Genomic DNA, 23,528 nt, shown 5'->3' with positions numbered 1-23,528 from the left:
GGCACGTTGGGTTAGACTAGCGACAGAAGCACCACGGCTAGCAGATACACCAACAGCAGCACGATATCCAGCAGGGTGACGCGCCGCTCGTGGTAAATATCGAACTGGCCATGCTTGGCGGGGCACACCAAATCCAGAGCCTGCGCGGCCAAACTAACCAGCCGCAGACACTGGAACAGGAGCAGCAGCGGCAGGGTGGCGCGTAAGGATTGGCACCCCGTCGGCGGTGCTCCGGCAATGTGGACGCCGGAATGACGCAGCAGGTAGTAGAGCAGCAGATGCAGCCCGCCAAACAGGCAACACAACGCGAAAAATACCGGGTTGCGCAGTGATTGGTAGAACAACACGTACAAGAGCAACTGGACCTCAAAGGTATAAGTCAGCAGCAACGGCCGAAGCAGAGCCTCTTGGGGGCCATAGGCAGCTGCCCCAACTACTACTCCCGTCAGCAAGGTATAAGCGAGCAGGCTACCGATTTCGAAGCCAAGGAGCGGCTTACGCTGAAAAAATGCCATGCAGAATCTAAAGAGAAAGAAACCACAGGAGTAGATGCAAACCCTTGAGGTAGAAAACAGACAGGCCCGCTGCTAGCAGCGGGCCTGTCTGTTTTCTGGTTGTACTCAGCGACTACCGCTGCGCCGGCAGCGTCGAAATCAGCGCGGCCTCGGGCAGGTGCGGATGCTTGTACTGCGCCGGGCTACCCAAGGACTGCTGCGTACGCATCACGTTTACCTGGCGGGCGGCTTCGTTGAAGAACTCTAGGCGGCGGATGAGCATTTCCTTGGTCAGCACGCGGCCTTCGGGCGTCTTCATGTAGTCCTTCGCGTCATCGAGCAGGCGGCGCATGATGGCGTTGGCAGCGTCGAAGCTGGCTTCGTACTGCTGCTTAAACTCGGCTACCCGGGCCAGGCCGTCGGTGGTGAGTTTGAAGGAGGCGCCGCCGTGGTTGAGCACTTCGCTCAGCACGTAGATTTCCAGGGGCAGCGAGGTTTCGAGGGCCGTGGTGCGCAGGTCGAGGCCGGCGCGCAGCGCGTCGTCCACCATGTGCAGGTTGCGGGGAAAGCTGTCGTAGTAGCCTTGGACTTCCATGAGGGTCAGGATGGAGTAGTAAGCATGGCGTACAGAGTAGAAGGTTGATAACTCTCGCTACTCAATACTCATGGCTATAAAAGTTCTTGCACGAGCTGGTCTACCGACACGCCTTCGGCCTCGGCCTTGAAGTTACGCACGATGCGGTGCCGCAGAATGGCCGGCGCCACGGCGCGCACGTCCTCGATGTCGGGCGAGTACTTGCCGTTGAGCAACGCGTTGCACTTCGCCCCCACGATGAGGTGCTGCGAGGCGCGCGGACCGGCACCCCATTCCAGCAGCTGCGTGGCGCGCTGGGTGGCGCGGGGCCCGCCGGGGCGGGTTTTGTGCACCAGCCCCACGGCGTACTCGATAACGTTGTCCGTCACGGGCACGCGGCGCACCAGGTGCTGGAACGCTTCGATTTCGTCGGCGTGCAAGATTTTCTGTACCGTCGGCCGGATGTCGGCCGTGGTGTTCTTCACAATCTGCAGCTCGGCCTCGTAGCTGGGGTAGTCCAGCGTGATGTTGAACATGAAACGGTCCAGCTGCGCCTCGGGCAGCGGGTAGGTGCCTTCCTGCTCGATGGGGTTCTGGGTGGCCAGCACGAAGAACGGGCGCGGCAGCTGGTAGCGCTGCCCGGCCACGGTTACGGCGTGCTCCTGCATGGCTTCCAGCAAAGCAGCCTGCGTCTTGGGCGGCGTGCGGTTGATTTCGTCCGCGAGGATGATGTTGGCGAAAATCGGCCCCTTCACGAAGTGGAATTCGCGCTGCTGGTTCAGCGTCTCCGAGCCCACGATATCGGAGGGCATCAGGTCGGGCGTGAACTGAATGCGGTTGAAGGAGAGGTCCAGCGCGTTGCTGATGGTTTGCACCAGCAGCGTCTTGGCCAGGCCGGGCACGCCCACCAGCAGGGCGTGGCCCTGCGAAAAGACGGCCGTCAGCATCAGCCGCACCACCTCGTCCTGCCCGATGATAACCTTGCCGATTTCCTGCCGCAGCGTGCGGTACGACTGCGCCAGGGCATCAGCCGCTTCTTTATCCGAGGAGAATTTTTGAGACATGAGAACTGAGACGTGAGATAACAGACTTCGGATGCAGGCGCATGAGAGAGAAATGTGAAAAAGCTCTCACATCTCACTTCTAATTTCTCACGTCTGGTTACTGCGCGGTATCCAGCACTTTGCAGCCGGCGTACTCGGGGTCTACTTCGATAAACACGGTGCCGCGGTTGCGGTCAAACCACTCGTCGAGGGCTTTATTCTTCTTCTGGTTGAGCGCCGCCGTCGAAATCTTCTGGTAGTCATCCTTCAGGTTGGCCTGGTGGGGCGGGGTGTTCGACTTCAGCCAGATGATGCGCACCGCGTCCTTGCCGTCGTCGGTGCGGTAGGGCAGGGGCTTGCTGATGCTGCCCACCTTCATCGTGTCGATGGTGAAGAAGATGGCCGGGTCGAGCTGGTCGAGCGGGAGGTAGGAGCTGGCGTCGCGGCGGTTCTGGAGCAGGCCGCCGTTGCCGCTGGTTTCCTTGTCGTCGGAGTTGTCCTTGGCCGCTTTGGCGAAGGTGATGCTGTCCTGCATGATGCGGGTGCGCAGCTTGCTGAGCTGGGCCGAGGCCACGTCCACGTCGGTGCCGCCGGTAGCGGGCTTCATCAGAATGTGGCGCGTGTTGTAGGAGTCGCCCTTCTTCTCGATCAGCTGGATGAGGTGGTAGCCAAACTGCGACTTGACGATGGGCGAGAGGCCGCCCGGCTGCATGCGCAGGGAAGCGGCTTCGTACTCGGGCACCAGCTCCTTGCGCTTAAACCAGCCCAGATTGCCGCCTTCCTTAGCCGAAACCGGGTCTTCAGAGAACTGCTTGGCCAACTCGGCAAAGTCGGCCCCGGCCAGAATCTGGGCGCGGATGTCGTTCATCTTGGCCAGCGTGGCCTGCTCGGCTTTGGGGTCGGGCTTCGCCAGCTTCACGATCTGGCCTACTTCCACCTCGGTGGAGTAGTAGGGCAGCGAGTCCTTGGGAATGCGGCTGAAGAACTGGCGCACCTCGCGGGGCGTCACCGTCACCTTACCGGCAATCTGGTCCTGCATCTTTTGCTGCAGCAGCTGCTCCTTCACCTGCCCACGCAGCTCTTCCTTGATCTGGCGCAGGGGCTTGTTGTAGTACTCCTCCAGCTTCTTTTCCGAGCCTATCTGCTGCACGAAGTAGTTCATGCGGCGGTTCAGCTCGCCCGTCACCTGCTCGTCGGTTACCACCACCGAGTCGGTTTCGGCTTTGGCCAGCAGCAGCTTGTTCAGGGTCAGCGACTGCAGAATCTTGCACTGCAGATCAGGCGGCAGGGGCTTGCCCTCGGCCTGCTGCAGTTGTTGCTGGTAGATGCCTTCCAGGTCGGAACGCAGCACAATCTGGTTGTCGACCTTCACAATGATGCCGTCGACTACCGTTTTACCGGCGGCGGGGCGGGAAAGACCGGCGACTGTCTGCGCCTGGGCGCTGCCCGCGGCCGCTGTAAAGGCCAGCAGCACCAGGGCCGCCAAACGAAACAAATGAGTCATGTCAGAAGAAAAAGCTTCGGCAAGGAGCGTAACCCGCGCTACGCAGCGACGGCATACACCCCTGGCTCCGCTTGGCAAACGCCAAAAGCGGCCGGTAAATTTCAACATAATTAACTGCGCGGGCAAAAAGCAGCGCCGCAGTGCTGGAAAGAGCCGGCTCTGGCAGCTGGGGTTGCAAGCCGGGGCTCTATCCCGCTAAGCTTCGCCCTAGCCTAAGGGGCTGCACCGGTAGAAACGGGTTTGCGCCTTAAAAATAGTGGTGCCACGACTCCAAAGTCGTGGCACCACGCGATTCTGAGCCCTCAGCGACCAGCTTACTTGGTCACCAGCTTGTTGACCTCGGCTTCGTTGACCTTCACCGGGTATTTGGCGCGCAGCTCCTTTATCCATTCCTGCTCCAGGTAGTTCTGGTAGTCGGACGTGGCCTGGCCGCGGGCATCGGCCAGTGTTTTGGGGCCCGCAGGCAGGGTTTTTTCCACGCGCACGGCGTAGAAGCGGCCGTCTTGCTGGGTAGTGTAGGTGCCCGGCTGCTGTGGCACGGCGTCCACGGCTTTGCTTTCTCCCTTGGGGAAGGCGCGCTGCTGCACCTGCACGGCCAACGGGTTCTGCTCGTTCATCATTTCCTCCAGCCCGCTCAGCTGCGAAGTCGTCAGCGTGATTTTGGCCGCGGCCGTGGCCGGGCGACTTGCCGTAGCAGTGCTGATGCGGCCGGCGGCAATGCGCTGGCGGCGCAGCTCTTCCACCACATGCTGGGCCCGGCGCTGAGCGAGGTTAGCGCCCTTTTCACCGGCTTTCACCTGCCCCGTAATGCGCACCTGCAGCGTCGTATCGCCCTTCAGCTGGCTGACGAGGTTCTTCTGCTGCATGATGGCCACTTTGGTCAGAATGGCGCTGTTGGGCTGGAAGGCCAGCTCCGGCGCCAGCCCGCGCTTCACCGTGTAACGGCCGGTGGCCAGCTGCTGCTGGGCCTGCTTCAGCAGCTCCGGCGTGGCCGCGCTGATGACGGTGGCCTGCACGCGCGGCTCCCACTGGTACTTGGTCTGGTTGGCGGCGAAGTACTTCTGCAGCCCCACCGTGTCCTCGATGGCCTTCGACCAAACTTTCTCGTCCATGAGCTGGAACAGCAGAATCCCGTCGCGGTACTCTTTCACGAGCATGCGGTAGTCTTCGTACTTGTTTTCGAGGTTGGCGCGCTCGTACTCCATCAGGCTCTGATCCACGAACTGGTCGTAGAGCAGCTGCATGGCGTAGCTGGGCGTGGTGCCCGGGCGGGGCTGCTGGTGCTGCTCGGCGAAGCCGGCAAAGTCCTTCACCGTGTAGGGCTTGGTGGCAATGGTAAATACCGGCGTGGCGCCGGCCACCGTGCTTTTCTTGCCCTTCGCGGCCGGTACACTGGCCAGCTTGGTCAGGTACGCGTCAGCTTTGAACCGGCCGGTCGTCAGCGCAGTATCGGCCTGGGCCAGCAACAGCTCTTTTACCGGAGCCACTTCGGTGAAGCGGTTTTCGGTGCGTACGCGCTTGATGAAGGCAGAGCGGTTGAGCTCGGAGCGCGAGTCCTTGGCTACTTTCTGCTTCAGGCCGGGCTCCATCTGCTCGAAGGTGGGCACGGGCTGCTTCTCGATCAGCTTGATGATGTGCCAGCCGTAGGGCGTCTGGACCGGAGCGGAAAGCTGGCCGGGCTGCTGCAGCTTAAAGGCGGCTTCCTCGAAGGAGGGAATCATGCGGCCGGTACCGAAGGGCGGCAGCTCGCCCCCGCCCGACGCCGAACCGGCGTCTTCCGAGAACTGTGCCACCAGCTTGTCCCAGTTTTCGCCCTTCTGCAGGCGGCTGTACAGCTCGTCGACCTTCTTTTTGGCCGTCACCGAGTCGGCAGCAGGCATGGCCGGGGTAGCGCGCACCATCAGGTGAGCCACCTTGATTTCGCCCTGGGCCGCGCGCATGTCGTTGACCTTGATGATGTGGTAGCCGAAGCGGGTACGAATCGGCTGCGACACCTGGCCCACGGGCGTTTTGTAAGCGGCGGCCTCGAAGGGGTACACCATCTGCAGGGCCGTGAAGTAGCCCAGGCGGCCGCCGTTTTCGCGGGCCGAAGGATCTTCCGAGGTTTCGCGGGCCACCTGCTCGAAGTTCTCGCCGCCGGTGGTCACGCGCTGGCGTAGTGCCACCACTTTGTTATAAGCGGCCAGCGTGTCCTTGGGGTCGGCCTCGGGCGTCACGCGGATCAGGATGTGCGAGGCGTTGACCTCCTTCTGGGAGTGCTCGTAGGCCTCGCGCACCAGCTGATCGGTCACGCTCTTCTCCGTCAGGTAGGGCTGGGCCAGCTGCTGCTTGTAGCCGTCCAGCTCGCGCCGGAAGGCCTGCGTCGTATCGAGGCCTTTGCCTTCGGCTTCGAGCACCTTCAGCTTGAAGTTGGTGTACAGGTCCAGGTACTCCTGCACGCTCTGCCGGGTGCCGGCGTCGGGGGAGGTGCTGTTGTTTTTGCGGTAAACGTACGCAAACTCCGACGTGGGCACGTTGTTCGTGCCCAGGGTCATGAGCACCGGTTGCGGAGCAGAAGCGGTAGGCTTGGAAGCTTGGCACGCGGCCAGGAATGTCGCCGCGGCAGCGGCGCCCGAAAACAGAATGCGGTTGCTACGCATACAAACTAATTAGCACAAAAAAGCCGTCCACACCCTGGTCACGCCAGTTGCGGACGGCTGCTTGTCGCAATGTTACGCAAAATTCGGCGGCTGCCGAATGCCTGAAGCTCAGCCGATGCGCTTGCTCAGGCGGCAGAAATTGCGCGTGCCAATGGTGGTAAATTCCACCTGGTCCATGATGCGGTTGACCAGGGCAATGCCCACGCCGCCCTTCTTGCCGGCGCGGATGTGCTCCTGCAGGTCCGGGTCGCGGTATTCGGACGGCGAAAATGACTCCCCATCGTCCTCGGCTTCGAAGCGAAACTCCTGGTCTTCCACCGCCACGCGGATATCCAGGTGCTTGCTCTCGTCCTCCTGGTTGGAGTGGATGATGAGGTTGGCCACGATTTCATCGACGGCCAGAATAATCTGGTTTTGCAGGATATCGGAAAGCTGATGCTCCTGCAGCACGCCCGCAACAAAATCGCGCACCGTTTTCAGATTGCTGCGGCTGCAACTGATGCGGATGGCGTGCTTCATGGCGGCTGACAAGAAAAACAAGCGTTAAACCGAAGCCGCTTCCTGCGCGGTCGGGACGATGGTCATGAGCGAATCCAGGCCCAGAATCTCGAACACGTTGTGCACCTTGTCCTGCATGTTGAAGAACACCAGCTTCACGCCGGCATCCTGAAACCGCTGCAGGTGCGAAATGAACACGCCCAGGCCGGCCGAAGAAATGTAATTCAGCCGCTGGCAGTCGATCATGACCTTGCGGTAGCTGAGGATATCGGGCTTGGTCAGCTCGGTATCGAGCGACACGGAAGAGCTGGCGTCCAGCTCGCCGTCCAGGGCCAGCGTGAGGGTATCGTTATCGGTGTGTTGTGCAATTTTCATAGCAGGCTTCTACGCGGCGGTTACACCAGGGGTTGGGCGTTCTTGAACTTGATAACGAGCAGGGTCTGGTCGTCGAAGGGCGGCAGGCCGCGGCTGAACTCCTCCAGGTCGCGAATAATGGACTGCTTGATTTCCTCGGCCTCCAGGTAATGCGAGCGTTCGAGCAGCTGGCGCAGGCGGTCTTCGCCGTATTCCTCGTCCTGGGCGTTGCGCGCTTCCACGATGCCGTCGGTGTACATCACCATTACGTCGCCGGGGTTGTAGTCGTAGTACATATTCTTGATGCGCTTCTCGTAGGAGGCATCCCGAATAATCCCGAGCCCGAGGCCTTCCGTCTGGAAGTAGAAGGTTTCCTCGGTGATGGCGTTGTAGTAGAGCGTGTGGCAGTGGCCGGCGCGGGCGAAGGCAAAGCCGCGGTCCTTGTAGTCGACGATGTAGAAGGAGGCCGTAATAAACGAGCTGCGCTCCAGGCAGTGGCTCAGGGCCTGGTTGGCCATGGCCATGAACTTGCTGGGCTGCAGGGGCTGGCCTTTTTCGGGCTTGTCGAGCAGCATCAGCGAGTGGAAGATGCCCTTCATCTGAGCCACGTGAAAAGCCGCCGTGGTGCCCTTGCCCGACACGTCGCCAATGATGATGGCAATGCGCGAGGCGCTCAACTGCAGGAAGTCGTAGAAGTCGCCGCCCACTTCGCGCGCGGGCAGGCTGTGCCAGCGAATCTCAAACCAGCTGTCGACGGGCAGGGTTTTCGGAATGAGGCTTTGCTGGACGATGCTGGCAATTTTCAGCTCCTCCTTCACCAGCTCGTTGTGCAGGGCCTCGGCCATGAGCCGCAGGTTGTCGATGCGCACCACGGTTTGGCTGGTGAAGATGTGGAGCAGGCTCAGGTTTTCGCGCTCGAAGCCCTGGCGCAGCTCCTTAAGCAGGTAAAGCGTGCCGTAGTGGTGGTTCGAGGAGCGCAGCGGCATCACGATAAGGGAGCCGTACGTCAGGCCCAGAGCACGGAAGCCGGCACTGTTGGGCAAGTCGTTATTGAGGTACTCAATATGGCCGATGTTGTAGTCGGTCAGCAGGCGGTTGATGCCCTGGCGCGTTGGCGGGTCAATCTGGTATTCCAGACTGGGCGCCGAGCCATCGGACGTCAGATCCAGCCAAGCAGCGTCGGCCTCCATGGTGTGCACGGCCGAATCGAAGAGCAGCGAGTACACCTCCTTTTCGGTCTGGCCCTTCTGAATAAGCTGCGACAGGCGCTGCATGCTCAGGATTTCCTCCCGCTTCTGCTCAAACACGCCCGCTGTGGGCAGGTTGAAAAGCGTCACGAGCAAGCCCATGACGGCGTAGAAACCGGCGAAGAAGCTGGTGAGTACCAGGAAGGCGTGCTGAGCCAGCGGCCCGGCCAGGTTGGGGTCTTGCTGCAGGTGTAGGAAGTACACCAGAAACACCGCCATCAGCCCCAGCACGGCCAACTGCAGGAATACGACTTCCCACTTCTGGCGACGGTTCAGGTAGGCCACCCATTGCTGATGGGCGCTCAGGTACACGCCCATGCCCGCCAGCAGGGCCAGCACGGGCAGCATCAGCCAGTTGGGCGCGCCGCTATCGGCCAGGCGAAACAGCAGCGTAGCACCCAGCAACATCTCGAACCAGAGCCACTGGCGCCGCGTGCGGTGATTGGCCCGGAAGAACACTAAGGTCCGCCAGGTGTAGCAGGTGCGGGCCAGAAAGTACACGAACAGGCCCAGGTTGATGACGTAGAACGCGTTCAGCAGTACCGGGCCGCGCTCGGGTAGGTGAGCTGACAGGAGCCGCTCGGCCAGGTGCAGCAGCGCGCACACGCCGGCCAGCACGCCGGGCCAGAACAGCAGCTGGCGCAGCAGCGGCACAAACTCGGCGCCGCGCAGGCGGTCAGGCCGAAACCGTTCGTGCGTGAAGGTGGCCGCGGCGAATACCGCCTGCGTGACCAGAATCAACCAATCGGGAGGAACGCCTATCCAGGCCGCCGACGCCGGGCTGGCGCGTAGGAGCATGCACGCCAGCAAAGCCAACCAGCTGAGCGCGGCCAAAGGCAGCATAACTGGCAGAAGCTTGCGAAGGAATGAAGTCATGCAGGAGGAAAGAGGCGGAGAGCAGCCGGGTGGCGCAGGCGGCCAGCCGAATCGGACAGCCAAGATACGAACGGGGCGCAAAATGGATGAGCCCCGCTGCGCCGGCATGGCCGGCAGCCGGGCAACAAAAAGCCGCTGCCCGCATTGGGCAGCGGCTCTTCGAAAAGCAGCCGTAAGAGCTAAGCCGCTTAGCGCGAGCTGTAATTGGGCGCTTCGCGGGTGATCTGCACGTCGTGGGGGTGCGACTCGCGCAGGCCCGCGCCGGTGATGCGCACCATCTGGGCCTGCTGCAGGGCGGGCACATCGGCCGCGCCCACGTAGCCCATGCCGGCGCGCAGGCCACCTACCAGCTGGTAGAGCACTTCGGCCGTGCTGCCCTTGAAGGCCACGCGGCCCACGATGCCCTCGGGAACCAGCTTTTTCACATCGTCCTCGGCGTCCTGGAAGTAGCGGTCCTTGGAGCCTTCCTCCATGGCCTCCACCGAGCCCATGCCGCGGTACGATTTGAACTTGCGGCCTTCGTAAATGATGACCTCGCCGGGCGCCTCTTCGGTGCCGGCCAACAAGGAGCCGATCATGATGGTGGAAGCGCCACCGGCCAGGGCTTTCACCGCGTCGCCGGAAAACTTAATGCCGCCGTCAGCAATGACCGGGACGCCGGTGCCTTCGAGGCCGCGCACGGCTTCCATTACGGCCGACAGCTGCGGTACGCCAATGCCTGCAATGATGCGGGTGGTGCAGATGGAGCCGGGCCCTACGCCCACTTTCACGGCGTCGGCGCCGGCATCGGCCAGGGCGCGGGCCCCGGCGGCGGTGGCTACGTTGCCGGCAATGAGCTCCAGCTGCGGAAACTCCGTCTTCACGCGGCGTACCATATCGAGCACGCCCTTGGAGTGGCCGTGGGCCGTGTCGATGCTGATGACGTCCACGCCGGCTTCCACTAAGGCCTTTACGCGTTCCAGCGTGTCGCCGGTTACGCCTACGGCAGCTCCCACGCGCAGGCGGCCGAACTCGTCCTTGCAGGCGCGGGGGCGGCTACGGCGCTTGCGGATGTCGCGGTAGGTGATGAGGCCCTGCAGGCGGCCATCGGCGTCGACCACCGGCAGCTTTTCCACGCGGTTGTCCTGCAGCACCACTTCGGCCTGGGCCAGGTCGGTGCCCACGGGAGTCGTGATGAGCCGCTCGCCGGGCGTCATCAGCTCGGTGACGGAGCGCGTCAGGTCCTTTTCGAAACGCATGTCGCGCGAGGTGAGCAAACCCAGCAGGCGCCGCTCGCCGTCGACGATGGGAATACCGCCGATTTTGTTGTCGCGCATCAGCTTCTGGGCATCACCCAGCGTGGCCGAGTCGCCGAGGGTGATGGGGTCGAGCACCATGCCACTTTCACTGCGCTTCACGCGGCGGACCAGGTTGGCCTGCTGCTTGATGCTCATGTTTTTGTGGACGATGCCGATGCCGCCCTCCTGCGCCATGGCAATGGCCATATCGGCTTCCGTCACGGTGTCCATGGCGGCCGAAATGAAGGGGATGTTGAGGGTGATGCGGCGGGTAAGCCGGGTGCCGGTGTCGGCGTCGCGGGGCAGTACTTCCGAATAAGCCGGCAGCAGCAGGACGTCGTCGTAGGTCAGCGCCTCGAAGGCAATTTTGGCGGCGGGTTCGGCGGCCATAGGCAAAAGGCTTTTAAGCGTGGTTGACTCCTTTTGCCAAGCAAAGCTACGGCGAATTCCCGACTCGCCCGCACCGCGCCAATGATTTAGCCGTTACTTACAGGAAAGCTAATCGACAACAGAGGCCGCATCGGGCAGCGCGTCGCGGCGCAAGTCTACGTTGAAAAGCACGCTCAGCTGCAAGGTGTGGTTGTGCTCGAACACCCGCTGGTCACGCTGCTGCAACAGCTGGTTCAGGTAGCCGGCTTCGAGGCGTACCAGCTTGGAGGCGGTGTAGCCCAACCCGGCGTAAAGGCGGTTTTGGTCGAACTTGTTGGGCGCGTTACGGCCGAAGTTCACCAAGATTTCGTCGCTGGCAATAAGGTAAGGCATGCCGGTGGTCAGCTTCGCGCCGAGCAAGGGCAGCAGCAGGGCGAGCTGATAGCGGGTGCGGTTCTGGTAGGTAAACCGCTGGGCTTCGGGCCAGCGTATCCAGCGCTGCTCCAGGCGGTAGCGGTGCAGCAGTTGCACCCGGCCGGTGAGGTCCTGAAACTGCACCTGTTGGTAGAAGCCGTGCTCCGGAGCCGATTCGGGCAGCGCGAAGCGGCCGTAGGGGTAGACCTTCTGGTAAAGCGCACCGGCACCGAGCTGCAGGCAACTGCCGACGTGGTAGTTGGCGGCCACGCGCAGCACCGTTTGCTGAGGCTTGCGGCCTTGGTCGGTGCGGCGCAGCTGCACTTCCGCGTAGCCGTTCCACTTGTCGGTGAGGCGGGCCTGGGCGGCACCTACCAGCCAGAGGTTGTCGTTGCGCTCAGCTACGGAGCCGTCGGGCAGTTGCTGAGCAAGGGCAACTGCAGGAGCCGTCAAAAGCAAAGCGCAAGTGAAGAAGCGGAGAAGTGGGGTCATACCGGGCGGGAAAAACGGTTGACGGCTTATTAAGAAACTGTTATCGAATATCGACTAATGTTACGGTAGTGTTATGCTTTAGTATGTTAAGTTTTCGGCCGGCGTGTGTTAAGTTTTTTGGCGGTGCTCTTTCGAGGCGTGAACCCCGCATTTCGCATGGCCGGTCCGCGCCAACTTTGCGTACTTGCAGTGCCGCTCGGACCTACATCTTCCGCCCGTGCCCACTCCCCTGAACGAATTCGTGGTCAGCTCCTGGGAAGAGCTGCAGCACATCCTGTTTCGCGACACCTGGGACGGCCGTATCGGCCGGTTCCGCTCGCCGTTTGTATACCGCGGCGTACGCAGCTACGATTATACCCTGAGTACCAGCCTGCAGCGCCTCGGCGGCGCTTTTCACGAGCTGGAGCACCACCTGCTGCGCAACTTCCGCAAGTACGCCCACGACACGAGCATCCCCGACAAGGCCTCGGTGTGGGATTGGCTGGCCGTGGCCCAGCACCACGGCCTGCCCACGCGCCTGCTCGACTGGACGTACTCGCCCTACGTGGCCCTGCACTTCGCCACCGACGACCTCGAGGCCTACCACCAGGACGGCGTCATCTGGGCGCTGAACTATGTAAAGGCCGCCGAATACATGCCGCCCAAGCTGCGCGACGCGCTGCGCACAGAGGGCTCCAACGTGTTTACGCCCGATCTGCTGGAGCCCGTGTGCCGCAACCTGCGCGAACTGGCCGACATGCAGCCCGAGCAGCCCTTTCTGCTGTTTCTGGAGCCGCCCTCGCTCGACGCGCGCATCGTGCACCAGTACGCCCTGTTTGCCCTAATGTCGACGGCGCAGGCCGACCTGGACGCCTGGCTGGCTGAGCATCCAGAACTGTACTTTCGCATCATCCTGCCGGCCCGGCTGAAGTGGGAAACCCGCGACAAGCTCGATCAGGCCAATATTACCGAGCGGGTACTGTTTCCGGGCCTGGGCGGGCTCAGCCGCTGGTTGCACCGCCACTACAGCACGGCTTATCGTCCCGGCGGAGCGCCACCCGAGGGCAATGGCCGGCCGGAGATGCTGGAGTAATCCGCAAATCAACTGCCCGAGTAGCCGAGGTCGATAACGTCGCTTTTACTGCTTATTGCAGCCCGAGCTACTAACTGCAAGACGCTATGATCATCGCCCAACTCAGCGATACGCATATCCGTGACGGCCACGACGAGGCCGGCATTCGGCTGCAGCAGGCCGTGGAGCACGTGCTGAGCCTGCCCGCGCTGCCCGACGTGGTGTTCGTCACCGGCGACTGTACCGAACACGGCACGGCCACGGAGTACGCGCGTTTTCGGGAGTTGCTGCGGCCGCTGACCATGCCCGTGTACGTGCTGCCCGGCAACCACGACCAGCGCGCCGAACTGCAGGGCGTTTTCGGTGCTCAAGGCACGCAGGCCATGGCCGATTACGTGCAGTTCGTAGTCGATGCAGGGCCGCTGCGGCTGATTGGGCTGGATACTCACGTGCCGGGGCAGGACGGTGGCCTGCTCGATGAAGCGCGGCTGCAGTGGCTGGAGGCCCGCCTTCAGGAAGCGCCTGAGCGGCCCACGCTGCTGTTTATGCACCACCCGCCGTTCCTGACGGGCCTGAAGGCCTACGACGACATGGGCTTGGCCGGCGCTGAGGCTTTTGCCGCTATAATAGCCCGGCATCCGCAGGTAGCGCTGATTACGGCCGGGCACGTGCACGCCGCTATGCAGCGGGCATTCCACGGAGCGTTAGCCATTACGTGCCCGTCCACCATGCACCAGCTGCTGGCCGATTACCGCGAAACGGAGCGCCTGCACGTGGTGTCCGACGCGCCGGCTTGCCTGCTGCATACCTGGCACCCGGTGGCGGGCGTCCTCACTCATACCAGCCCCATTGCGAGCAGTGCGCGCCCGGTAGGCGAAGTCTACGACGGGCAGCAATGGCTGATGCCGCCCCGGCCCGTGACGCGCTAAACGGGCCGGTCTTAAATCGATGAACAGACAGGGCCTGAAAAGCATGTTGCTGTTCCAGGGTGTCCTGCTAAACGGCGTCTACTGGCCTTCCAGGCGCTTCTTGGTCAGCTTGGTCGGAACATGGGTCATCGGGTCATCGGGCCAGGGGTGCTTGGGGTAGCGGCCGCGCAGGTCTTTGCGTACCTCGAAGTAGCCCGTTTGCCAGAAACTGCGCAGGTCGCGGGTCACCTGGGCCGGCCGCCCGCCCGGCGACAACAGGTGCAGCAGCAGCGGCACCCGCCCGCCAGCAATAGTCGGCGTCTCGACGAGGCCGAACAGCTCCTGCAGCTTCACGGCCAGCACGGGCGCGGCTGCTTCGCTGTAGTCGATGCGCACGTGCGAGCCACTGGGAACTTCCAGATGCGAGGGCGCGAGGCGGTCTAGGTCCTGGCGCTGTGCCCAGCCGCCGGGCAGCCGCTGCAGGAGCAGCTCCGCGGCATCGAGGCGGCCGACGTCGGCGAGGCTGCGCAGGCCGGCCAGGTGCGGGGCCAGCCACTCATCCAGCTCTGCCAACAGGGCCTCATCAGACATAGCCGGCCATTCCTCGGGGAAGAGCTGGTGCAGGAAACCCAACCGCTCGCGCATCTGCTGGGCGTGCTCGGTCCAGCTGAGCGCCCGCAGGCCGGTGGTGCGCACCCCCTCCAGCAGCGCGGCCGATACGGCCTCGGCATCGGGGTTGGGCAGCGCGGCGTCGGACAAGACCAGCGCGCCCAGGCGCCGGAGCCGGCGGGCCAGCACGCGGCCGGTAGCCGCATCGAACTGCACTTCCGCCTGCTCGCTGATCTGCTCGGCAAACAGCTCCTCCACTTCAGCGCGCGACATCGGGGCCGCCAAGGCCGCTCGGGGGGCGTTGGCGGGGCCGTCGAGGTGGGCGGCGGCAAAAAACACGTCGGTGGCGGCGAAAAACTCGGCCGGCAAGCTTACGCGTTGGCCCGTGACGAGGCGCAGACGGTCGGTACCCTCGCGCTGCCCAAGACGGTCGGGGTAGGCAAGAGCGGCGAGCAGGCCGGCCACATCGGGTTCCAGGTTGGTAGCCTTGACGCCAGCGCGGCCCCGCAGGGCGGTGGCGGCGTCGCGCACGCGGCGCAAACCGGTGTTATCGGCCAACAGACCGGGCAGGGGCGCGCGGCCGCTTTGCAGGGCTTCCAGGCGCAGGCGCAGGTCGGGCGGGGCGGGCTGGCCGTCGGTGCTGCGCAGGATGTCGCGCTCGGCCAGCAGGGCGGCCAGGGCACAGGCGGTGGCACCGTGGCCTAGCTCGCGGCCGCGCACTACCAAGTGTCCGAGGCGCGGCGGCAGGCCCAGGCGGGCCAGTTCGCGGCCGTGGGCCGTGGGCTGACCGCCGGGCGTGACGGCACCTAAGCGCACCAGCAGCTCGCGGGCCTGCGCCAAGGCGGGGGCGGGTGGCACGTCGAGCCAGTGCAGGGCGGTGGCATCGGTAGCGCCCCACAGGGCCAGCTCCAGCGCCAGGCTGCTCAGGTCGGCGGTGAGGATTTCGGGCGCGAGGTGCGCGGGCAGGCCGGTATGGTCGCCTTCGGTCCAGAGACGGTAGCACACGCCGGGGCCCAGACGGCCGGCGCGGCCCCGGCGCTGGTCGGCCGCCGCCTGGCTGACGGGGACGGTTTCGAGCGTGGTCAGGCCGGTGCGGGGCACAAAGCGCGGCACGCGGGCAAAGCCACCGTCGACAACTACCCGCACGCCTTCGATGGTCAGGCTGGTTTCAGCAATGCTGGTGGCCAGCACCACTTTGCGGCGGCCAGCCAGGGCAGGGCGGAGGGCAGCGTCCTGCTGATCCAGCGGCAGCTCGCCGTGCAGCACGTGCAGGTCAACTTCGGCGCCCAGGCTCGGCGACAGACGCTCGCTTACGCGGCGCTGATCGGCCAAGCCGGGCAAAAACACGAGCACGTCGCCAGTGTGCTGAGTCAGGGCCTCGCGCACAGTGGCCGGCGTCAGCTCGCTGAGTCGTTCGCCGGGACGATTGGGCAGGCCCGCGGCGCGGCGTGGGCTCAGGTATACCGTCTCGACCGGGTGCATGCGGCCTTCGCTGCTGACGACCGGCGCCTGCAGCCACGGCCCCAGCCGGGCCGCGTCCAGCGTAGCCGACATGACGAGCAGGCGCAAATCGGGCCGCAGCACCTGCTGGGCGTCCAGCGCCAAGGCCAGGCCGAGGTCGGCCGGCAGGCTGCGTTCGTGAAATTCGTCGAAGAGCACGGCGCTGATGCCTTCCAGGGCCGGGTCGTCCTGCACAAGGCGCGTCAGAATGCCCTCCGTCACGACTTCGATGCGCGTGCGGGCCGAGACTTTGTTTTCGAGCCGGACGCGGTAACCGACGGTCTGGCCCACCGGCTCCCCCAACAGCTGGGCCATGCGCGTGGCAGCGGCGCGGGCAGCCAGGCGGCGCGGCTCCAGCATGATAATCTTGCCATTCTCACGCCAGGGCGCCTCGAGCAACGCCAGCGGCACCAGCGTGGTTTTGCCCGCACCGGGCGGGGCCTGCAGCACGGCTCGGTTGCCGGCTTCGAGGGCGCGCAGCAGCTCCGGCAGCGCGGCGCGAATGGGCAAATCGGGGAAGGTCAAGTGGTGATGTGGTGATGTGGTGAACTGGTGAGTTTGACGTTTTGGCTGCGTGGACGGCACTCACCAGTTCTCCATCTCACTATTTCACCACTTAATACACCGGCACCGCCGGGTCTACCCGCACCGACCACGCGTGGATGCCGCCGCGCAGGTTCAGCAGATTGGTCAGCCCGTGGCGGTGCTGCAGGTAGGCCAGCGCCTGCATGGAACGCACGCCGTGGTGGCAGATAAGTACCACCGGCTGCTCCTCGCCGATTTCGTCGGCGCGGCGGGCCAGCTCGCCCAGCGGAATCAGCTGGCTGCCCTCGATGCGGCAGTAGGCGTACTCCTCGGGCTCCCGCACGTCGATAAGCTGCAGGGTTTCGCCGGCGGCCAGCCGGTCGCGGAGTTGTTCGGGCGTGAGTTCGGGCAAGGACATGCGGCGAAGTGGTGAAATGGCGAATTGGTGAGTTGATGTGCGGGCTACAGAAACGGCACTCATCATTTCACCAGTTCACTTACAAAAGTAGCCTGACAGTCGTTAGCTTTGGCGGCGCCACCCTGGCCGGGCTGTGCTGTTGGTTTTTCCACCCGCTTCCATTTCTCTGCTTTGTCTTGGTATGACCTCTGGACCGCAGTAGCCGGCACCGGCCCGCTGGAGTGGGCCGCCTTTGCCACCGGGCTGGTGTGCGTGGTGCTGGCCGCCGTGGGCACCATCTGGAATTTTCCGGTGGCCATCGTGAGCTGCGCGCTCTACGTGCTGGTATTTCACCGTGCCCTGCTGTACTCCGACCGCAACCTGCAGTTCGTATTCATTGCCATGAGCATTTACGGCTGGTACGAGTGGCTGCGCGGCGGGCAGCAGCACCAGGCGCTGGTGGTGACGCGCGCCACCGCGCCGGAGTGGCTGTGGCTGGCGCTGGCCGCCGCCGCGTACACCGGCGGCTTCGGCTACTACCTGGCCAACCACACCGATGCCGCGCTGCCCTACCTCGACAGCCTGACCACCGCCATCAGCCTGATGGCCCAGTACTTGCTCACCCGCAAGCGCGTGGAAAACTGGCTGCTCTGGATTGTGGTCGATTTGATTTACGTGCCCATGTACTGGTACAAGAGCCTGCACGCCACCAGCGGGCTGTATTTGCTGTACCTCGGCATTGCTGCCTTCGGGTATTGGGAGTGGCGCCGGCTGATGCGCCAAGCCCAGGCCGCGCCCGTCCTCGACACCGTTAACCCGCCCACCCGCTGATGCTGCGCGTTGCCCTCACTGGTCCCGAATCCACCGGTAAAACCACGCTCAGCCAGCAGCTGGCCGGGCACTACGGCACCAGCTGGGTGCCCGAATACGCCCGTCAGTACCTCGAAACGCACGACATCGGGCTGGCCTACACCCTGGCCGACGTGGAAGCCATTGCCCGTGGGCAGCTGGCCGCTGAAGACGCCGCCATAGCCGCCGCCGAAGCCCGCGGCCTGCCCGTCATCTTCTGCGACACGGAGCTGCTGGTTATCAAGGTCTGGACTGAGCACGCCTTCGGGGAGTGCCCCAACTGGATTCGGGAGGAAATCGAGCGGCGGCGCTACGACCTGATTCTGCTGCTGGGCGTGGATCTGCCCTGGGAGCCAGACCCGCTGCGGGAGCATCCGCACCTGCGCCAATATTTTTACGACCTCTACCGCCGCGAGCTGACCGAGCAACTGTCCAACTTCGCCGAAATCGACGGCAGCGCCGAGCGGCGGCTGGAGCAGGCCATTTTCGTGGTCGATACCCTGCTGGGGCGCGACACAGGGCCCATCCTGGCTTCTTCGAACCCCGACTACCAACACCCGCAGTTATGAGCGTCTACCACCTCGAAAACGACCGGTGCCGTGTCGCCGTCAACGCCCACGGGGCCGAGCTGAGCAGCTTCGTCCGCACCGACTTCGACGGGCTGGAATACATCTGGCCGGCCGACCCGGCCGTGTGGGCCCGCCATGCGCCGGTGCTGTTTCCCATCGTCGGCCGCCTGTCCGATGATACCTACCAGCACCAAGGCCAGCACTACCGCCTGCCGCAGCACGGCTTTGCCCGCGACCAAGCCTTCGAGCTGGTAGAGCAGGCCCCCGGCCGCGTGCAGCTGCGCCTGCGCGACGACGCGCAGACCCGCGAGCAGTACCCCTTTGCCTTTGAGCTGATCATCGGCTACCGCTTGCAGGAAACTACCCTGCACGTAAGCTGGCAGGTGCGCAACCCCAGCGCCGAGCAGGAGCTGCTGTTCAGCATCGGGGCGCACCCGGCTTTCCGCTGCCCGCTGCTGCCCGACGAAACGTTCGAGGACTACGCCTTCCGCTTCGAGCATCCCGTGACGCTAGAGCGCCACCTGCTCAGCGGCGGCCTGCTCAACGGCGAAACGGAAACCATCCTAGCCGATGCCAGTGAGCTGCCGCTGACGTACGAGCTGTTCAGCCAGGATGCCCTGGTGCTGAAGCACTACGACTTTACGCAGCTGACCTTGGCCAGCCGCCGCTCCGCGCGCCACGTGCAGATACAGTTCAACGGCTTCCCGTACCTCGGCCTGTGGACCAAGGGCCCCGGTGCCCCGTTTGTGTGCATCGAGCCCTGGCACGGTATTGCCAGCTCCGTGGGCGACTCAGGCGAGCTGCGCGACAAAGAAGGCATTATGACCTTGGCGCCGGGGCGGACGTTTGCGGCCAGTTATTCCATCAGCGTAGGCTGAGGATGAGCCTCGATATCCGCCGCATCGAGCCCGCGGCCACCTACGCGCTGCGCCACCAGGTGCTCTGGCCCGATAAGCCCGCCGCCTACGTGGAGCTGCCCGAGGACGCCGCGGGGCTGCACTTCGGGGCCTTTCGTGGCCAGGAACTGCTGAGCGTGGTGTCCTTGTTTGTGGACGGCGAGGTGGCCCGCTTCCGCAAGTTTGCTACCCGGCCCGACGTGCAGGGGCAGGGCGTTGGTTCGGCCTTGCTGCGCCATATCATGCAAGAAGCCGCCCGGTTGGGTACCCGGCGGCTGTGGTGCGATGCCCGGCAGGAAAAGGCCGGGTTTTACCAGAAATTTGGTTTTGCCGTGGAGGGCGAGCCGTTTTACAAGGGCCCGATTCCCTACGTGCGCATGAGCTGTGTCCTGCCCGCTGCCTAGAGCAGCAGCGGCTCCTTGGGGCGCACCGGCCGGCCGTAATCTGGCTCCCAGTCGTTGATGGGCCGCGAAATACCGGGCGGCAGGTCCAGGTCCGGCAGGCCGTCGTCGAGTGGTTCGCCTCCGTCGTCGTCGCTGTCGGTAGCCGAAGGCCGGGTGGAGGTGGGGCGCGGCATCACCATGAAATAGGCCAGAATGGTGAGGACCACGAGAAAGTAAACGAGGCTAATCATGGCGGTGTTCGGGCTGGGGTGGCAACCAGCGCCGGAACGCCGGTTATCTAGCAGGTAACGGGACAAGGCCCGCCGTGGTTTTGGTCGGCCGGGCTTTTTTGAGCGGGTGGAGCATCAGGGTTAATATACTAATCGGTAACGCGTTATCCAATGCCCTGCGCCTTCGATTTCCGGTGCGGCGGCAGGCTCGACCGTAGGTGCTGGACGCCGGTCGAAAGCCAACGGCCACCGACTAAAACGGCTCCGGCGCGGGCCTGGTCGCTACCTATTTAGCGCCGATAACCGCGCCACCATTTGCCTGGGCCTGTGCCACGGCCTACCTTTGCCCACGTTTAGGGGTGCTTCGTCCGTATGCGACGAGGCTGAGATCATACCCATTGAACCTGATGCGGCTAATACCGACGAAGGGAACAAACGGTCCGCGAACGAGCAATCCACAGCTCCGACCCCTGGGGCGTGGCTTCGTTCCATCCATTTTCTTCACGCTTTGTTAAAGCTTGGAAACCTGTCCGGGGCAGCGCTGCTAGCGTGCCTGCCCGTGGGCGCGGCGTGGGCCCAGGGCCCCGTCAGCGGCGTCGTGACCGATGCCCGCACCGGCACGGCCTTGCCCAGTGCCACCATTCTGCTCGACGGCACGCCCGTGGGCACCACCGATGTAAGCGGGGCGTACGCCCTGCCGGCCGTGCCGGCTGGCGCGCACGAGCTGCGCGTCTCCTTCCTGGGCTACGAAACCCTGAAGCGGCGCGTGCAGGGGCAGCCCGATGCCCAGCAGCTCAGCCTGAGCCTGCAGCCCACCGCCGTGCTGACGGGCGAAGCCGTGGTGACGGCCACCCGCGCCAACGAGCGCACCGCCACGGCCTACACCAACGTGAGCAAGGAAGAGCTGGCCCGGCGCAACTTCGGCCAGGACCTGCCTTTCCTGCTCGACCAGACGCCCTCGGTGGTGGTCAATTCCGACGCGGGCGCCGGGGTGGGCTACACCGACATCCGCATCCGCGGCACCAGCAACACGGGCATCAACATGACCATCAACGGCGTGCCGCTCAACGATGCGGAGTCGCACGGCTCGTTTCTGGTCAACCTGCCCGACCTGGCTTCGTCCGTTAACTCCCTGCAGATTCAGCGCGGGGTGGGCACCAGCCAGAACGGCGGCGCGGCCTTCGGGGCCAGCATCAACATCAGCACGCTGGACAACCGCCGCGAGGCCTACGCCGAGACGCAAAACACCTACGGCTCCTTCAACACCTGGAAAAACAACGTGCAGTTTGGCACCGGGCTGGTAGGCAAGTACTTCACCTTCGACGGCCGCCTCTCGCGCATTGCCTCCGACGGCTACGTGAACCGCGGCGCCTCGGACCTGAAGTCGTACTACTTCGCGGCCGGCTACCAGCAGAAAAACACGCTGCTGAAGTTCATCACCTTCTCGGGCCGCGAAAAAACCTACCAGTCCTGGAACGGCGTGCCCGAGTTTGCCCTAACCGGCAACCGGGCGCTGATGCAGCAGTTCATCGACAACGGCGAGCTGTCGGCGGCCGAGGCGGCGCGTGCCCTGCAGGAGGGCCGCCGCTTCAGCCACTACACCTACGACAACCAGACCGACAACTACCAGCAGAACCACTACCAGCTGCATCTGTCGCAGGGCATCGGGGAGGACTGGAACGTGGGCGCGGCCCTGCACTTGACGCGCGGTTTTGGTTACTACGAAAGCTACCGCACCCGGCGCAAATTCGCGGACTACGGCCTGCCGAACTTCGTGCTGGGCGACACCACCATCACCCGCACCAACCTGGTGGACCGCAAGTGGCTGGACAACTACTTCTACGGCGGCACCTTCGCCCTGAACTACCAGCCGCGCGACAACGACAAGCTGCAGGCCACCGTGGGCGGGGCCTGGAACCGCTTCACCAACGACCACTACGGTGAGGTCATCTGGGCGCAGTACGCTTCCACGGGCAATACGCGCCAGCGCTACTACGCCAACGACGCCGACAAAACCGACTACAACGGCTACGCCCGCGCCACCTGGCAGGTGCTGCCGCGCCTGGGCGTGTACGGCGACGTGCAGCTGCGCCACATTGAGTACAACATCAGCGGGGTGGAGGACGAGCAGAACGACGTGACCACCCACGTCAAGTACACGTTCTTCAACCCCAAAGCCGGCGCCACCTTCATCCTGGCCCGGGGGCAGCAGCTCTACGCCAGCTACGCCGTGGGCCAGCGCGAGCCGGTGCGCTCCGACTTCACCGACCGCCCGGCCGGCGACGTCAGTGCCAAGGCCGAACGGCTGGAGGATTTCGAGGGCGGCTACCGCCTGAGCTTGCCCGACGCCGATTGGCTGGGCCCCCGCACCGCCGTGCGCTTCGAGGCCAACTACTTCTACATGAAGTACCGCAACCAGCTGGTGGCTACCGGCCAGCTCAACGACGTGGGCACGGCCCTGCGCACCAACGTGGGCCGCAGCTACCGCACCGGCCTGGAGCTGACGGGCGCGGTATCAGCCAACGACAAAATCGGGCTGAGCAGCACGCTCACGCTCAGCCGCAACCGCATCCAGAACTACCGCAACGTCATCTACGACGCGGATTACAACATGCTGGTGGACGATGTAGCCCGCACCACCACTATTTCCTACTCGCCCGCGGCCGTGTCGGCGCACACGCTGGAAGGGCAGCCGCTGAAGGGCCTGCGCCTGGCCCTGCTCTACAAAACCGTGAGCCGCCAGTACCTCGACAACACGGCCAGCCGGGAGCGGAGCCTCAAGCCCTACCAGGTGCTGGACCTGCGGGTGCGCTACAGCATCCGCCCGCAGTTCGTGAAGGAAATCGAGCTGGGCCTGCTGGTGAACAACGTGCTGAACCAGAAGTACGTGAACAACGGCTACACCTACGGCTACCCTGATGCCGCCGGCCGTCAGCAGACCTTCAACTGGTACTTCCCGCAGGCCACACGCAACGTGCTGGCCTCGGTGGGGGTGAAGTTCTAGCGGCGGCTCTGTAGCCTGATTTGAAAACGCCCTTGCGGGATGCCGCAAGGGCGTTTTCAAATCAGCATGGCCGTCGATAAGGGCATTTTATAGCTCTACACACCCTCGTGGTACTCCGCAAGCCTGTTTTGGCGTGCAGAAACAGGCTTGCGGAGTACCACAAAGCTCTTTCTGCACGCCAAAACAGGCTTGTAGTACTCCACAAGCCTGTTTTGGCGTGCAGAAAGAGCTTTGGTGAGTTCAGCAGGGCCGTAAGGGCGGCTAGAAAGCCCGCCGAAAACACAGGGGCCAGCCCCCGCTGCGGAGCGGGAATGGTCGGGTTTGGAACTGTACCGCGGGCAAAACGGCTTTTCTCAAGCAGCCGGAATGACTATATTTGTAGCCCTCGCCTTGCATCGTGCTGTTTTTCACCCACATATTCCCTCGCCTTCGCTTTAGCCTGCTGGCCGCAACGCTGTTGCTGGTAGTGGGGCTGAACAACCAGGCCGTGGCCACCTTCCGCGTAGCGGCGAAGGCTGGTACCACGCGGGTAGTGGGCGTGCCCAAGAGCACGGTGGTGAAGCAAAAGGTGACGCTGGAAGCCACGAGCCAACTCGGCCCCTGGCTGCAGCCCGCCGCCGAAGCCTGGGAGCCGGCCGCCCCCGCGGCCGTCGAGCGAATTGCCTGGTTCCGGGCCGAAGCGCCCGCCGTACGGCCCTCGGCCGTGCCCGACTGGTTCCGCACGCGCCTGCTCGAAGCAGCGCTGTCGCCGCACGCGCCCTAGCGCCGGCGTACGGGCCACTAGCCGGGGCGCAGCCGCCCCGCGGGCCCACGAACGGAAGCAGGC

The 23,528-nt window shown here is 64.1% G+C and carries 21 protein-coding genes and 1 riboswitch; of the genes, 8 read left to right on the top strand and 13 right to left on the bottom strand.

From position 1 onward, the window contains the following. Positions 1 to 11: 11 nt before the first annotated feature. From B0919_RS14955 to B0919_RS14910, 10 genes are all read right to left on the bottom strand, one after another. Complete coding sequence (locus tag B0919_RS14955; protein ID WP_078013091.1) at positions 12 to 515, bottom strand: hypothetical protein; 504 nt, start codon at positions 513 to 515, stop codon at positions 12 to 14. A gap of 112 nt (positions 516 to 627) precedes the next feature. Beyond that, entirely contained in the window at positions 628 to 1,089 is a 462-nt protein-coding gene (locus tag B0919_RS14950; RefSeq protein ID WP_078013090.1) for a hypothetical protein, read from the bottom strand. 74 nt (positions 1,090 to 1,163) lie between these two features. Continuing rightward, positions 1,164 to 2,132: an AAA family ATPase gene (locus B0919_RS14945; RefSeq protein WP_078013089.1), complete on the bottom strand. Its 969-nt coding sequence runs from the start codon at positions 2,130 to 2,132 to the stop codon at positions 1,164 to 1,166. A gap of 97 nt (positions 2,133 to 2,229) precedes the next feature. Then, the gene (locus tag B0919_RS14940) at positions 2,230 to 3,615 is read right to left on the bottom strand and encodes a peptidylprolyl isomerase (RefSeq protein WP_139362152.1); all 1,386 of its coding nucleotides are present in this window, start codon (positions 3,613 to 3,615) and stop codon (positions 2,230 to 2,232) included. Positions 3,616 to 3,929: 314 nt separating this feature from the next. Then, entirely contained in the window at positions 3,930 to 6,254 is a 2,325-nt protein-coding gene (locus B0919_RS14935; protein ID WP_078013088.1) for a peptidylprolyl isomerase, read from the bottom strand. Positions 6,255 to 6,362: 108 nt separating this feature from the next. Beyond that, the gene (locus B0919_RS14930; RefSeq protein WP_078013087.1) at positions 6,363 to 6,773 is read right to left on the bottom strand and encodes an ATP-binding protein; all 411 of its coding nucleotides are present in this window, start codon (positions 6,771 to 6,773) and stop codon (positions 6,363 to 6,365) included. Positions 6,774 to 6,797: 24 nt separating this feature from the next. Continuing rightward, the gene (locus B0919_RS14925; RefSeq protein ID WP_078013086.1) at positions 6,798 to 7,127 is read right to left on the bottom strand and encodes an STAS domain-containing protein; all 330 of its coding nucleotides are present in this window, start codon (positions 7,125 to 7,127) and stop codon (positions 6,798 to 6,800) included. Between the two features lie 20 nt (positions 7,128 to 7,147). Next, positions 7,148 to 9,229 carry a PP2C family protein-serine/threonine phosphatase gene (locus B0919_RS14920; protein ID WP_176133061.1) on the bottom strand — a complete coding sequence of 694 codons (2,082 nt, stop codon included), beginning with the start codon at positions 9,227 to 9,229 and terminating at the stop codon, positions 7,148 to 7,150. 188 nt (positions 9,230 to 9,417) lie between these two features. After that, positions 9,418 to 10,896 (bottom strand): IMP dehydrogenase, encoded by a 1,479-nt coding sequence (gene guaB, locus B0919_RS14915; protein ID WP_078013084.1) that lies wholly within the window; start codon positions 10,894 to 10,896, stop codon positions 9,418 to 9,420. A gap of 108 nt (positions 10,897 to 11,004) precedes the next feature. Further along, the gene (locus B0919_RS14910; RefSeq protein ID WP_078013083.1) at positions 11,005 to 11,781 is read right to left on the bottom strand and encodes a DUF2490 domain-containing protein; all 777 of its coding nucleotides are present in this window, start codon (positions 11,779 to 11,781) and stop codon (positions 11,005 to 11,007) included. A 217-nt stretch (positions 11,782 to 11,998) separates the two neighbouring features. Between B0919_RS14910 and B0919_RS14905 the strand changes: the two genes are divergently transcribed. Both B0919_RS14905 and B0919_RS14900 read left to right on the top strand, forming a co-directional pair. Then, on the top strand, positions 11,999 to 12,853 hold the full coding sequence (locus tag B0919_RS14905) for an FRG domain-containing protein (protein WP_254846587.1): 855 nt from the start codon (positions 11,999 to 12,001) through the stop codon (positions 12,851 to 12,853). 86 nt (positions 12,854 to 12,939) lie between these two features. After that, positions 12,940 to 13,761, top strand: coding sequence for a phosphodiesterase (locus B0919_RS14900; protein WP_078013082.1), 822 nt, complete (start codon positions 12,940 to 12,942; stop codon positions 13,759 to 13,761). 78 nt (positions 13,762 to 13,839) lie between these two features. Here the strand turns inward: B0919_RS14900 and hrpB are convergent, their stop codons facing one another. Beyond that, entirely contained in the window at positions 13,840 to 16,374 is a 2,535-nt protein-coding gene (hrpB, locus tag B0919_RS14895; protein WP_078013081.1) for an ATP-dependent helicase HrpB, read from the bottom strand. 91 nt (positions 16,375 to 16,465) lie between these two features. Then, positions 16,466 to 16,792 (bottom strand): rhodanese-like domain-containing protein, encoded by a 327-nt coding sequence (locus B0919_RS14890; RefSeq protein ID WP_078013080.1) that lies wholly within the window; start codon positions 16,790 to 16,792, stop codon positions 16,466 to 16,468. Between the two features lie 171 nt (positions 16,793 to 16,963). Between B0919_RS14890 and pnuC the strand changes: the two genes are divergently transcribed. The 4 genes from pnuC to B0919_RS14870 are packed head-to-tail and all read left to right on the top strand — an operon-like array spanning position 16,964 to position 19,489. Then, entirely contained in the window at positions 16,964 to 17,602 is a 639-nt protein-coding gene (gene pnuC / locus B0919_RS14885; RefSeq protein WP_176133060.1) for a nicotinamide riboside transporter PnuC, read from the top strand. After that, positions 17,602 to 18,189, top strand: coding sequence for an AAA family ATPase (locus B0919_RS14880; RefSeq protein ID WP_078013078.1), 588 nt, complete (start codon positions 17,602 to 17,604; stop codon positions 18,187 to 18,189). Before pnuC ends, B0919_RS14880 begins: the two co-directional genes overlap by 1 nt. Further along, positions 18,186 to 19,067, top strand: coding sequence for an aldose 1-epimerase family protein (locus tag B0919_RS14875; protein ID WP_078013077.1), 882 nt, complete (start codon positions 18,186 to 18,188; stop codon positions 19,065 to 19,067). Before B0919_RS14880 ends, B0919_RS14875 begins: the two co-directional genes overlap by 4 nt. A gap of 2 nt (positions 19,068 to 19,069) precedes the next feature. Beyond that, positions 19,070 to 19,489: a GNAT family N-acetyltransferase gene (locus tag B0919_RS14870; RefSeq protein ID WP_078013076.1), complete on the top strand. Its 420-nt coding sequence runs from the start codon at positions 19,070 to 19,072 to the stop codon at positions 19,487 to 19,489. On the opposite strand, the gene B0919_RS14865 is transcribed toward B0919_RS14870, so the two are convergent. Beyond that, positions 19,486 to 19,719: a hypothetical protein gene (locus B0919_RS14865; RefSeq protein WP_078013075.1), complete on the bottom strand. Its 234-nt coding sequence runs from the start codon at positions 19,717 to 19,719 to the stop codon at positions 19,486 to 19,488. The two genes, B0919_RS14870 and B0919_RS14865, sit on opposite strands and share 4 nt — an antisense overlap. Positions 19,720 to 20,043: 324 nt before the next feature. Then, a riboswitch (TPP riboswitch) is annotated at positions 20,044 to 20,148 on the top strand. A 58-nt stretch (positions 20,149 to 20,206) separates the two neighbouring features. Here B0919_RS14865 and B0919_RS14860 point away from each other — a divergent pair. Next, entirely contained in the window at positions 20,207 to 22,702 is a 2,496-nt protein-coding gene (locus B0919_RS14860) for a TonB-dependent receptor (RefSeq protein ID WP_254846586.1), read from the top strand. A 397-nt stretch (positions 22,703 to 23,099) separates the two neighbouring features. Continuing rightward, positions 23,100 to 23,465 (top strand): hypothetical protein, encoded by a 366-nt coding sequence (locus B0919_RS14855; RefSeq protein WP_078013074.1) that lies wholly within the window; start codon positions 23,100 to 23,102, stop codon positions 23,463 to 23,465. Positions 23,466 to 23,528 lie beyond the last annotated feature (63 nt).

It is taken from the genome of Hymenobacter sp. CRA2 (assembly GCF_002007105.1).
Classification (GTDB): Bacteria; Bacteroidota; Bacteroidia; order Cytophagales; family Hymenobacteraceae; genus Solirubrum.
Note: the sequence above shows the minus strand (reverse complement) of the source record. Positions and strands in the feature narration are given on the sequence as shown.